This window comes from Klebsiella terrigena (assembly GCF_012029655.1).
In the GTDB taxonomy this organism is placed as follows: Bacteria; Pseudomonadota; Gammaproteobacteria; order Enterobacterales; family Enterobacteriaceae; genus Klebsiella; species Klebsiella terrigena.
In genome coordinates this window covers 3,516,521-3,528,288 of sequence record NZ_CP050508.1, presented here as the reverse complement: position 1 = coordinate 3,528,288, position 11,768 = coordinate 3,516,521, and the positions used below count along the sequence as shown (strand labels likewise).

Sequence of the window (11,768 nt, the reverse complement as noted above, 5' to 3'; positions counted from 1 at the left end):
AATTATACACGTTGAATATAAACGGCTGTTAAATAACGAATTTCAATTATTTTTCCCCGTGCTTTCTCGCTGGGCCGCTATTTTCGCAGCAGGTCATTGATAAGCGGGCGGAATATTTAAACGCGCGGCGCCGGCCGCTATCCGTCCGCCTGCACCTTGCGGACCTCGGTCGCCGAAGGCAACAGCGGGGCGCCGTCTTCGGCCGTCGGCGCCATGGGCGGAACCGCCTGCAGCGTGCGTTTATCGATCAGGACGGAATGTGGCTCGCCGCTGGCGAAAAGATAGCGCTCCCCCCACTGACGCAGCGCGACCACGAGGGGAAACAGGCGCTCTCCCTTTTCCGTCAGGACATACTCCTGATACGCGGTGCCGTCCGAGGCGGCCTGGGTTCTGAGGATACCGGCGGCAACCAGCTTTTGCAGGCGATCGGAGAGAATATTGCGCGCCATTCCCAGGCTGCGCTGAAAGTCGCTAAACCGGCTCATGCCATCAAAAGCGTCGCGCACGATCAGCAGCGACCAGCGGTCGCCGATAATATCCACGCTGCGGGCGACGGGACAGGTTTCGTTTTTCATCATGTTGTGCCGCGCGATGCGCGCTCCTCGGCGTGATGCAATGTAGTTGCATTTTAAAACCACATGCTCTAGCCTTCAAGTGGTTTTATTTTGAAACCAGATTAGTGAGGCAGAGAATCATGAAGGCATCCATTGCATCCCTGGCACCCGCTGACCCGGTCGCGGCTATGCCCGCAGGCCTGGTCTGGCTGTTCGCTATCGGCAGCGGCCTGAGCGTCGCAAACGTCTATTACGCCCAGCCGCTGCTCGATGCCCTGGGGAGGGAGTTTGCTATCAGCGACGCCTCCGTCGGCGGCGTGGTAACGGCGACCCAGATCGGCTGCGCGCTGGCGCTATTGCTGCTGGTGCCGCTTGGCGATCGGCTAAATCGCCGTCGGCTGATGGGCGCGCAGCTGATCCTGCTGATCGCCGCGCTGGTGGCGGTCAGCGCCGCAACGTCGGCGCTTATGCTGCTGGTCAGCATGCTGGCGGTAGGCCTGCTGGGCACCGCGATGACCCAGGGGCTGATTGCCTATGCCGCCAGCGCCGCCGGGACGCACGAGCAGGGGCGGGTGGTCGGCGCCGCGCAGAGCGGGGTGTTTATCGGCCTGCTGCTGGCGCGGGTATTCTCCGGCGGCATCAGCGACCTCGTCGGCTGGCGCGGGGTTTATCTCTTTGCCGCGCTGCTGATGCTGGGTATTGCCCTGCCGCTCTGGCGACGGCTGCCGGCGCTGGCGGCGGCAAGGAGTCCGCTGAGCTATCCCCAGCTGCTGGCATCGATGCTGACGCTGCTGCGTCAGGAGAAAATACTCCAGGTTCGCGGCGTGCTGGCGCTGCTGATGTTTGCCGCCTTCAATATCTTCTGGTGCGCGCTGGTGCTGCCGCTGAGCGCGCCGCCCTATAGCTATTCCCATACCGCTATCGGCGCTCTGGGGCTGGTGGGGGTTATCGGGGCGCTGGCCGCCGGACGTGCCGGGAAGTGGGCCGACAGGGGCTACGGGCAGCGCACCAGCGCCGCGGCGCTGGTGATCCTGCTGCTCGCCTGGTGGCCGCTCGCGCTGATGGCGTGGTCGCCGGTGGCGCTGCTTATTGGCATCGTGCTGCTGGATCTGGGCGGCCAGGCGCTACACGTGACCAATCAGAGTATGATTTTTCGCACCCGGCCGGAAGCCCACGGCCGACTGGTGGGCCTCTATATGCTGTTTTATGCCGCCGGCAGCGGCCTGGGCGCCGCCGCTACGACGGCGGTATACGCCGCCGCCGGATGGCAGGGGGTGTGCCTGCTGGGGTCTGTCGTCAGCCTGCTGGCGCTCATGTTCTGGTTTGCGACCCGCCGCGTGGCCTCCGGCAAATAGGCCGCCACGCGCGCTGAGCTTAGACGGTTGGGATGGTGCCGCCGTCAATAACGTACTCGGCGCCGGTGATGGCGCTGGCGCGCTCGGAGGCCAGGAAGGCGATCAGATTAGCTATCTCATCTGGCCGGCAGGGGCGGCCGAGCGGAATGCCGCCGAGGGCGTCCATAATGATCTTTTGTCCGCCAGCGTAGTCAGTACCCGCCTGCGCCGCCAGCCGGTTGGCTAAGCCGACGGCGGCTTCGGTTTCAATCCAGCCGGGGGATACGCTAAGCACGCGCACGCCTGCCGGCGAAACCTCTTTGGAGAGGCTTTTGCTGTACACCGACAGCGCGGCCTTGGCGGCGGCGTAGGCGGTGGTCGCTTCCGGCAGCGGCAGGGTCCGCTGGATGGAGGAGACGTGAATAATCACCCCGGACCGCCTTTCGAGCATTTCAGGCAGCAGGAGCCGATCGAGGCGCACCGCCGGAAACAGATTAAGCGCCAGCTCCCGCTGCCACTGCGCGTCATCGAGTGCGGCAAACCCGCCCGCCGGCGCGGAAGAGCCTCCCAGCATATGCACGATAATATCGACGCCACCCAGCTGCTCCTGTACGCGCTTTGCCAGCAGGGCGCAGCCCGCCTCGTCGCTCAGATCGGCTTTGACAAAGAGCGCCTCTGAGGGGACGGCGGGCGAATGGCGGGCGCAGGCGAGCACCCGCGCGCCGAGCTGGCTGAACAGCGCGACGGTGGCGGCGCCGGCGCCTTTGGTTCCGGAGGTGATGAGAACGCGTTTGCCGCTGAAGGTCAGAAAGTCAGCCATTATTTAATCTCCAGGCGGGCGATGCGCGCATCCGCCAGCTGAAAGCGGTAGTCGAGCACCACCGGGCTGCCGGGGAAATTACCGCTCACCCTGGCGCGTACCGTCACGATATCGTCCTGGCTCAGCGCTTCGAAGGGCTCGGCAACGAACTGATATTGCGCTCTTGCCGCGATCCGCCATGCCCGAATGGCCTGACGCCCGCGGTAGGTATGACCCTCATCGCGGACCACGGCGTCGGCGGTGAACGCTTCGGCAATCGAATCTTCATCGTGGGCGGTAAAAAAAAGCTGGACGGCTGCGGGTATATTCATCGGTAAACTCCGGTAATTAAATGACCTGCTTACTGTAAGAACTCTTTATAATTTAAACAATTGGGTCCAACCGGGATGCCACAATGAAGGAATCGGGATAATGTCGCGTATTGCGCTCACTGATTTAGATGCTGTGATGGCGATTGCTCGCCGGGGAACGTTTCGGGCGGCGGCCATTGAACTCGGGGTGTCCACCACCGCGCTGAGCCATGCCGTTGCCAAATTTGAGGCCAGCCTCGGCGTGCGGCTATTTAATCGCACCTCGCGCAGCGTGGCGTTAACCGATGCCGGGCAGCTGTTCATCGCGCGCATGGGCCCCTCGCTGCAGGGCGTTCACGACGCGCTGACGGAGGTGCGTTCGCGGCGGGAGACCCCGTCGGGCGTGCTGCGGATTAACGCGCCGCCGTTTGCCGGGCGCGCGATTCTGACGCCGCTGGTGCTGGAGTTCCTGCGGCGCTATCCGGAGATGCACGTCGATCTGGTGACGGAGGGGCGGCTGATAGATATCGTCGCCGAGGGTTTTGATATCGGAGTCCGCGTCGCCCATTTGATACCCAATGACATGATCGCCCTCTCCCTCGGGCAGCCGCAGCGCTATGCGGTGGTCGCCTCCCCGGGCTATCTGGCCAACCGCGAGGCGCCGCGCGAGCCGGCAGATCTGCAAAATCATCCGTGCATTCGCGTGCGGCTGCCGGACGGCTCTCTCTATCGCTGGCATCTGGAAAAGCAGGGGGAGGTGGTCCATCCGCAGATCGATGGCCCGCTAACGCTGGACGAGGCCTCGCTGGCCCGCGCTGCGGTGCTTGAAAACGTCGGGATCGGTTTTTTTCTGGAGCAAAACGTGATGGATGACATTGCCGCAGGGCGACTGGTTCGGCTGCTGTCGGACTGGACGCCGCCGTTTCCGGGGCTGTGTCTTTACTATCCCGGTCGGCGCAATCCGTCTGCCGGACTGACCGCTTTTTTGGCGCTGGCGCGCGAGGTGGCAAAACCCTCTTCCCCTGCGGGAAGAGGGTAGCGGGGCTTACTTCAGCTCGTCAACCATGGTGGTCGCGCGGCCGATATAGTTGGCCGGCGTCATGGCCTTGAGGCGCACTTTTTCGTCTTCCGGCAGCGGCAGGCTGTCAATGAACTGCTGCATGCCTTCGGCATCTACGCGCTTGCCGCGGGTCAGCTCTTTCAGCTTTTCGTACGGCTTCTCGATCCCGTAGCGGCGCATCACGGTCTGAATCGGCTCGGCCAGGACTTCCCAGTTGTGATCCAGCTCGTCGAGCAGGCGATCGCCGTTCAGCTCCAGCTTGCTGATGCCTTTCAGGGTGGACTGATAGGCGATCAGGGAGTAGCCGATACCGACGCCGAGGTTGCGCAGGACGGTGGAGTCGGTCAGGTCGCGCTGCCAGCGGGAGACCGGCAGCTTGCTTGCCAGGTGCTGCATCATGGCGTTAGCCAGGCCCAGGTTGCCTTCGGAGTTTTCGAAGTCGATAGGGTTGACCTTGTGCGGCATGGTGGAAGAGCCGATTTCACCGGCGATGGTCTTCTGCTTGAAGTGGTTGAGCGCGATGTAGCCCCACACGTCGCGATCGAAATCGATCAGGATGGTGTTGAAGCGCGCCATGCAGTCGAACAGCTCGGCGATATAGTCGTGCGGCTCGATCTGCGTGGTGTACGGGTTCCACTGAATACCCAGGGAGGTGACAAACTCTTCGCTGAACTGGTGCCAGTCCACTTCCGGATAGGCGACGATGTGGGCGTTATAGTTGCCGACCGCGCCGTTAATTTTGCCGAGGATCTCGACCTGGTTCAGCTGACGGTACTGACGCTCCATGCGGTAAGCGACGTTAGCCATCTCTTTACCCATGGTGGACGGCGTCGCCGGCTGGCCGTGAGTACGGGAGAGCAGCGGCACGTCGCGGTACTGCGTGGCGAGATTTTTTACCGCGTCAATCATCTGGCGCCAGTAGGGCAGGATCACTTCGTCGCGAGCGGTTTTCAGCATCAGCGCGTGGGACAGGTTGTTGATGTCCTCGGAGGTGCAGGCGAAGTGAATAAATTCGGAAACCGCGTGCAGTTCGGCAACGTCGGCCACTTTTTCCTTGAGGAAATACTCTACCGCTTTCACGTCGTGGTTAGTGGTGCGCTCGATGGTTTTGATACGCTGCGCATCTTCTACGCTGAAATCAGCAACGATTTTATCAAGGAAACCGATTGCGTCAGCAGCAAAAGCAGGAACTTCCTTGATCGCTGCGTGCGCGGCTAGTTTTTGCAGCCAGCGTACTTCTACCTGAACACGGAACTTCAGCAAACCGAATTCGCTGAAGATACCGCGCAGCGCGCTGACTTTATCGCCGTAGCGTCCATCGACAGGGGAAACGGCGGTCAGTGAGGATAATTCCATAGATCATAACTCCGGGGTTAAATGAGCAAGAATTTGTTTTGCCTGGTTAACCAGACGATTACGAGAAAACATGAGCTGCAGACGTCCACCGCCAACCTGGTTCCACAGCACCGCCGCGCGGATGCCGGCCAGCAGCGAGGCGCGAACCTTCGCCTGCACCTGCGGGCTTTGCAGCACGGCGGGAGAACCGGTGACCTGGATGCGCGGTCCCAGCGGGCTGATAACGTCTACGTAGATGCCCGCCATGGCGCTGAGCAGGGTTTCAGACTGCAGATCGAAATGTTCCAGCTGGCGGTGCAGGCCGGCGATGCGGTTGCCAAGGGTATCCATGGCGCCTTTACCTGCCGCAAGCTTACGTTCAAGCACCATCATGCTTAAGGTGTAGCGGGTCAGTTCGGCGTTCAGCCCCTGACGGCTGCCGGTGTTGAGGACGCCGAGCAGGGTTTCAAGCCCGAGGCGAAGATTGGCTTCACTGCCACCGAACACCGCCAGCGTTGAATCCGGGTTGAGGTCGATGATGCTGTTCAGCGAGACGTGCAGGGCGTCGCTATCGCAATGCCCCTGGTGCGCCAGCTGCTGAACCAGACGGGCTGCCTGGCAAACGCCAGCCAGCGCCAGCGTGATGTCATAGTAATTCTTCGCCACACGTGCTCCTTGTAAGCCGCCGGTAGCGGATTCAGCTATCGGCGGTAAAAACTGTCTGTCAGGCCTGCAGCGGCAGGCGCTGTTCGATAACGCCGCCGCCGAGGCACACTTCACCGCTGTAGAAGACCGCCGACTGGCCCGGCGTCACCGCCGCAACCGGCTCATCAAAGATGACTTCGATGCGCTCGTCGTCCAGCGCCTTCACGGTGCAGGGGATATCGGTCTGGCGGTAGCGGGTTTTCACCGTACAGCGCAGGGTGCCTTGCACCGGCTCGCGATCGACCCAGTGCAGCTGCTGGGCAATCAGCCCCACCGACATCAGGCGCGGGTGATCGTGGCCCTGAGCGACCACCAGAATATTATTCTCGACGTCTTTATCGACGACGTACCACGGATCTTCGCTGCCCTCTTTGGTGCCGCCGATGCCGAGGCCCTTACGCTGACCGAGGGTATGGTACATCAGCCCCTGATGCTCGCCGATCTCCTCGCCGTCCACGGTGAGGATTTTACCCGGCTGGGCGGGCAGGTAGCGGCCAAGGAATTCGCGGAACTTGCGTTCGCCGATAAAGCAGATGCCGGTAGAGTCTTTTTTCTTCGCGGTGATGAGGTCCAGCTCTTCGGCGATTTTACGTACCTGCGGCTTTTCCAGCTCGCCGACCGGGAACAGGCTCTGGGCGATCTGTTCGTGGCCGAGGGTGTAGAGGAAGTAGCTCTGGTCTTTGTTACCGTCGAGCCCGCGCAGCAGCTGGCTTTTGCCGTTAACGTCGGCGCGGCGCACGTAGTGGCCGGTGGCGATATAGTCGGCGCCAAGATCTTCTGCCGCGAACTCGAGGAAGGCTTTAAATTTGATCTCTTTGTTGCACAGAATATCCGGGTTTGGCGTGCGTCCGGCTTTATATTCAGCCAGGAACAGTTCGAACACGTTGTCCCAGTATTCGGCGGCAAAGTTGACGGTGTGAAGCTCAATGCCGAGCTTATCGCAGACGGCCTGAGCGTCAGCGAGATCGGCGGCGGCTGTGCAGTATTCCTCACCATCGTCTTCTTCCCAGTTCTTCATGAACAGGCCTTCGACCTTGTAGCCTTGCTGGATCAGCAGCCAGGCGGAAACCGAGGAGTCGACGCCGCCGGACATGCCGACGATCACTTTTTTTGGATTTTCTGACATTGGAATACTCACCACATTGAACTTCAAGGCGGCATATTCTAGCACGCAGTCGCGGCTCAGGCACCCCCTCAAGGGGGCATACTTTGCGTGCCGCTGCGCTGACTGGCCTTATCTCTGCGGGGATAGCGCGCAAGCGCGCCAAAAGTGCCGCCGCGTCCCGTCAGCGCTGGCTCCGGTTTTACGTGTTAAAACGGCCAGTTAAAGGCGCCGATCAGCGACAGCGGGTGGCGCGGATCGTCCTGATAGCTGCGGATACTTTCTGCCACCAGCTGAGAGCGCAGGTTGGGCGCGTGGAGTATCTCCTCGGCGCTTAGCCACAGGCAGCGGTCGATATCGCTGTCGTGCGGTTCGGTAGCGCAGGGCTCGTCAAGCTCGATGGCGAACAGAAAGCGCAGAAACGGCGTGCGGTCCGGCGCGATCCACTGATGCATGCGGATAAAGTGCTGGGGAGTGGCGCGGATCCCGGTCTCTTCCCACAGCTCGCGTTCGGCCGCCTGCACCAGGGTTTCATCCGCCTCGAGATGACCGGCCGGCTGGTTCCACAGCGCTTTGCCGTTGATGGTCTCTTCTACCACTAAAAATTTATCTTTAGCGTGTACAATGCAGGCTACGGTGACGTGCGGTTTAAACATATTCCACTCCTGGGATGATTATTCGACCTGACGCCACTGGCCGTTGTCCAGACCGTCGAGAGTATAGCCGCCCATCGCGTAGCGAATCAGGCGCAGCGTGGGGTAGCCCACGTGCGCGGTCATGCGGCGTACCTGACGGTTGCGGCCTTCATAGAGGGTGATTTGCAGCCAGCTGGTGGGGATCGCCTTGCGTTCACGGATGGGAGGATTGCGCGGCCACAGCCATTCGGGCTGCGCGACGCGCTCAATTTCGGCGGGCAGGGTGGGGCCGTCGTTGAGCGTAATGCCGTTGCGCAGCGCCTCCAGCGCTTCTGGCGTCGGTTCGCCTTCCACCTGGACGTAGTAAATTTTACCGGTGCGCTTGCCCGGCTGGGTGAGCCGCGCCTGGAGCGCGCCGTCGTTAGTTAACACCAGCAGCCCTTCGCTATCGCGGTCAAGACGGCCCGCCGCGTAGACGCCGGCGTGCGGAATAAAATCTTTTAGCGTGCTGCGTCCGGCTTCGTCGGTAAACTGCGGCAATACATCATAGGGTTTATTGAACAAGATCACGCTGGTTGGTTGGCGTTCTTTACGTTGTCTGGTGACTTGTTGTGAGCTGAATCGCTCAACGCGATGTTTTCTAAATGAAGTTTTCTGCATGGTATTTTCAGGCCCCGTCAATTGCCGCATTATAGCCTAATTACGAATGCCTTTCATGGATGCAAACATTCAGGTAGTATTGACATGCTCATCACAATTTTTTAACAAAAATATTGCTCAAACTGATTCGCGCTACTAGAAGGCGGCACGGACGCGAATCTCCGGTTAGCGGGATCACCCGGTAGCGGAGTGGGCGGATAAAGCCAACGCTCGGTTAGTGTGAAAAGGAAGAGCAGAACCAGAAGCGCTCGAAGGAGAGGTTAATGGAAAGCAAAGTAGTAGTTCCGGCGGAAGGTCAAAAAATCACCCTGAAAGATGGCAAACTGAACGTCCCTAATAACCCGATTATCCCGTTTATCGAGGGTGATGGTATCGGTGTTGATGTGACCCCAGCGATGCTGAAAGTGGTGGATGCCGCCGTTGAGAAAGCCTATAAAGGCGAGCGTAAAATTTCCTGGATGGAAGTTTACACCGGCGAAAAATCGACCCAGGTTTATGGCCAGGACGTCTGGCTGCCTGCCGAAACTCTTGATCTGATTCGTGACTATCGTGTTGCTATCAAAGGCCCTCTGACGACGCCAGTTGGCGGCGGTATTCGTTCTCTGAACGTTGCCCTGCGCCAGGAGCTGGACCTGTACGTCTGCCTGCGCCCGGTACGCTACTACCAGGGTACGCCAAGCCCGGTTAAACATCCTGAACTGACCGATATGGTTATCTTCCGTGAAAACTCAGAAGATATCTATGCGGGCATCGAATGGAAAGCAGACTCCGCTGAAGCCGAAAAAGTTATCAAATTCCTGCGTGATGAGATGGGCGTGAAGAAAATTCGCTTCCCGGAACATTGCGGCATCGGCATCAAGCCGTGCTCCGAAGAAGGCACCAAACGCCTGGTTCGCGCTGCTATCGAATATGCCATTACCAACGACCGTGATTCGCTGACGCTGGTACACAAAGGCAACATCATGAAGTTCACCGAAGGCGCCTTTAAAGACTGGGGCTACGAGCTGATTCGCGAAGAATTCGGCGGTGAACTGATTGACGGCGGCCCGTGGCAGAAGGTTAAAAACCCGAACACCGGTAAAGAGATCATCATCAAAGACGTTATCGCTGACGCCTTCCTGCAGCAGATCCTGCTGCGTCCGGCCGAGTATGACGTTATTGCCTGTATGAACCTGAACGGCGACTACATCTCTGACGCCCTGGCGGCGCAGGTTGGCGGTATCGGTATTGCACCGGGCGCGAACATCGGTGACGAGTGTGCGCTGTTTGAAGCGACCCACGGTACTGCACCGAAATACGCCGGCCAGGACAAAGTGAACCCAGGTTCCATTATCCTCTCCGCTGAGATGATGCTGCGCCACCTGCAGTGGTTCGAAGCCGCAGACCTGATCGTTAAAGGCACCGAAGGCGCAATCGCCGCTAAGACCGTGACCTATGACTTTGAACGTCTGATGGAAGGCGCTAAACTGCTGAAATGTAGCGAGTTTGGCGACGCGATTATCGCGAACATGTAATCCAGTCTCTGGGTTAGACAAAAACGGGAGCCATTGAGCTCCCGTTTTTATTATCATCCAAAGCTTTCCCCAAAATCTTCCCCAAAACTATTCCCCAAAACCGACGAAAAATCATACCGATTTATTTCCTACAACGACCTATTCTTGGACTCGGTCATCGTTGTAGTTATCCGCCATTTCTTAGATTTATGGCCTAACAGTTTTGAGTATCCAAACCCTGTTCACGATATAAACGTTCAGAAAGAGACCTCTGCTCATGAAAGGTGGGCGCAGTTCCGTCATCCCGGATATCTGAGAGCTTCATATTGCATATGTCACCAATGCGTTGGCAGGTCAACTGCACCGTCTCAAAATACGTCTACACAACGCTCGCCGACCTTGTTAAGGGCATTTATCAGTCCGGCCCTCAGCTCAGCTAATGCCTTTGCTTTCTCTTCAAGCTGTTCGAGCTTGCGGTGCAGACAGGCCTGCTTTTGCGCAACGGTAAATTGGTCTTCTATCCAGACAGCTAAGACATCAGAAATCTCTGCCAGAGTAAACCCCAGCATTTTGGCATGTTTGATCATTTTTAAACGTTGCAAATCCACCGCGGAATAGACTTTATAGTTGTTGCTGCCATTAGGTTGAGGAATTTTCTCCAGCAATCCCAGCCTTTCATAGTAACGTACCGTATCCTTAGATAACCCCGCTTTTACACACAGCTCACCGATTCTCATATTGCCGCCCTTACCTCGTATAAAATCACTCTTGACCGTTGACCTAAGTGCACGGTTTATCTTGTTGTGCGCATATTGGCAAACAGGAAACATAGTATGAATTCTTTTGATTATACAGGGAAAACAGCGCTGGTTACGGGGGCATCCTCAGGAATAGGGAGGGTCTTCGCTCAACAGCTGGCTGCTCGCGGTGTGGCACTGATCTTAACGGCTCGCTCAGAGCTAAAACTGCAGGTTCTCGCGGCCGAGTTAGAAAGGGATCATGGTGTATCAGTGACTATCATTGTGCAGGACTTAATGGCATCTGATGCCATTCCGCACATTGCGGCACGACTTGATGCATTACGGCTTTATCCCGACATTCTTATTAATAACGCCGGTTTTGCGACATATGGGCCGTTCGAAACGCTATCTCTTGAGCGACAACGTGAAGAAATAAAAGTTAACTGCCTGGCGCCCGTCGAACTCACTCACGCTATGCTGCCCAGAATGCTGCTAAGCGGTTCCGGTGTGATTATTAACGTCGCCTCTACAGCCGCTATGCAACCGGATCCTTATATGGCGGTTTATGGTGCCACGAAATCATTTTTGCTTTCATTTTCGAATGCGCTTTGGGCGGAATATCGCGCGCGCGGCATCCGCGTATTGGCGCTTTGCCCCGGCGCAACGGATACGGCCTTTTTTGATGTGGTCAATGCGCAGGAGGCTTCAGTGGGTAAACGAATGTCGGCTGAAAGCGTGGTAAAACAGGCGCTATACGCCGTTGATACTAACCGTAGTTATCTGATTACTGGTTGCAAAAACTGGTTGCTCGGCCAGTTACAACGTTTCGTTACGCGCCAGCGCCTCTTGCTCATTGCAGAAAAAGTCTTACGCCCAAAGCCAGCGCGAGATTAATCGCAACTGGGTCTGGACATCAATGTGTGCAAGCCCCAAACCTTTATGAACTTCCATCGAACATAAGGGGGAGACGGCAATGACCGGGCGCTGCGACAGGTAAACAACGGAAATATCGCGCACATGGCGTAAAGGTTAACCGGCAA

General features: G+C 58.2%; 13 protein-coding genes and 1 pseudogene. 4 read left to right on the top strand and 10 right to left on the bottom strand.

Going from position 1 to position 11,768, the window contains the following annotated elements; genetic code table 11:
* Positions 1-137: 137 nt before the first annotated feature.
* On the bottom strand, positions 138-578 hold the full coding sequence (locus HCK03_RS16610) for a winged helix-turn-helix transcriptional regulator (RefSeq protein ID WP_076945230.1): 441 nt from the start codon (positions 576-578) through the stop codon (positions 138-140).
* Between the two features lie 116 nt (positions 579-694).
* Between HCK03_RS16610 and HCK03_RS16605 the strand changes: the two genes are divergently transcribed.
* Entirely contained in the window at positions 695-1,909 is a 1,215-nt protein-coding gene (locus tag HCK03_RS16605; protein WP_167691921.1) for an MFS transporter, read from the top strand.
* A 19-nt stretch (positions 1,910-1,928) separates the two neighbouring features.
* Here HCK03_RS16605 and HCK03_RS16600 read toward each other — a convergent pair whose 3' ends face one another.
* Both HCK03_RS16600 and HCK03_RS16595 read right to left on the bottom strand, forming a co-directional pair.
* The gene (locus HCK03_RS16600) at positions 1,929-2,708 is read right to left on the bottom strand and encodes an SDR family oxidoreductase (RefSeq protein ID WP_167691920.1); all 780 of its coding nucleotides are present in this window, start codon (positions 2,706-2,708) and stop codon (positions 1,929-1,931) included.
* Positions 2,708-3,019 carry a nuclear transport factor 2 family protein gene (locus HCK03_RS16595; protein WP_076945233.1) on the bottom strand — a complete coding sequence of 104 codons (312 nt, stop codon included), beginning with the start codon at positions 3,017-3,019 and terminating at the stop codon, positions 2,708-2,710. The genes HCK03_RS16600 and HCK03_RS16595 overlap by 1 nt, the downstream gene beginning before the upstream one ends.
* Positions 3,020-3,119: 100 nt before the next feature.
* Here HCK03_RS16595 and HCK03_RS16590 point away from each other — a divergent pair, with 100 nt between their 5' ends.
* A complete protein-coding gene (locus tag HCK03_RS16590) occupies positions 3,120-4,037 on the top strand; it encodes a LysR family transcriptional regulator (protein WP_123551235.1) in 918 nt (305 codons plus the stop codon).
* Positions 4,038-4,043: 6 nt separating this feature from the next.
* Here HCK03_RS16590 and purB read toward each other — a convergent pair whose 3' ends face one another.
* From purB to rluE, 5 genes are all read right to left on the bottom strand, one after another.
* Positions 4,044-5,414 carry an adenylosuccinate lyase gene (purB, locus tag HCK03_RS16585; protein ID WP_041145012.1) on the bottom strand — a complete coding sequence of 457 codons (1,371 nt, stop codon included), beginning with the start codon at positions 5,412-5,414 and terminating at the stop codon, positions 4,044-4,046.
* A gap of 3 nt (positions 5,415-5,417) precedes the next feature.
* A complete protein-coding gene (gene hflD / locus HCK03_RS16580; RefSeq protein ID WP_041145013.1) occupies positions 5,418-6,059 on the bottom strand; it encodes a high frequency lysogenization protein HflD in 642 nt (213 codons plus the stop codon).
* Between the two features lie 58 nt (positions 6,060-6,117).
* Positions 6,118-7,224, bottom strand: a complete 1,107-nt coding sequence (gene mnmA, locus HCK03_RS16575; RefSeq protein WP_141334716.1) for a tRNA 2-thiouridine(34) synthase MnmA — start codon at positions 7,222-7,224, stop codon at positions 6,118-6,120.
* A gap of 185 nt (positions 7,225-7,409) precedes the next feature.
* On the bottom strand, positions 7,410-7,856 hold the full coding sequence (locus HCK03_RS16570) for an NUDIX hydrolase (RefSeq protein ID WP_143716938.1): 447 nt from the start codon (positions 7,854-7,856) through the stop codon (positions 7,410-7,412).
* 18 nt (positions 7,857-7,874) lie between these two features.
* A complete protein-coding gene (rluE, locus tag HCK03_RS16565; protein WP_041145016.1) occupies positions 7,875-8,525 on the bottom strand; it encodes a 23S rRNA pseudouridine(2457) synthase RluE in 651 nt (216 codons plus the stop codon).
* A gap of 233 nt (positions 8,526-8,758) precedes the next feature.
* Here rluE and icd point away from each other — a divergent pair, with 233 nt between their 5' ends.
* A complete protein-coding gene (icd, locus tag HCK03_RS16560; RefSeq protein ID WP_041145017.1) occupies positions 8,759-10,009 on the top strand; it encodes an NADP-dependent isocitrate dehydrogenase in 1,251 nt (416 codons plus the stop codon).
* A 138-nt stretch (positions 10,010-10,147) separates the two neighbouring features.
* On the opposite strand, the pseudogene HCK03_RS16555 reads toward icd, so the two are convergent.
* Both HCK03_RS16555 and HCK03_RS16550 read right to left on the bottom strand, forming a co-directional pair.
* Positions 10,148-10,292, bottom strand: a pseudogene (locus tag HCK03_RS16555) (integrase); the annotation flags it as partial.
* Positions 10,293-10,356: 64 nt separating this feature from the next.
* Complete coding sequence (locus HCK03_RS16550; protein WP_135184895.1) at positions 10,357-10,725, bottom strand: MerR family transcriptional regulator; 369 nt, start codon at positions 10,723-10,725, stop codon at positions 10,357-10,359.
* A 96-nt stretch (positions 10,726-10,821) separates the two neighbouring features.
* On the opposite strand from HCK03_RS16550, the gene HCK03_RS16545 reads away from it, so the two are divergent.
* Positions 10,822-11,622 carry an SDR family NAD(P)-dependent oxidoreductase gene (locus HCK03_RS16545; protein ID WP_167691919.1) on the top strand — a complete coding sequence of 267 codons (801 nt, stop codon included), beginning with the start codon at positions 10,822-10,824 and terminating at the stop codon, positions 11,620-11,622.
* Positions 11,623-11,768 lie beyond the last annotated feature (146 nt).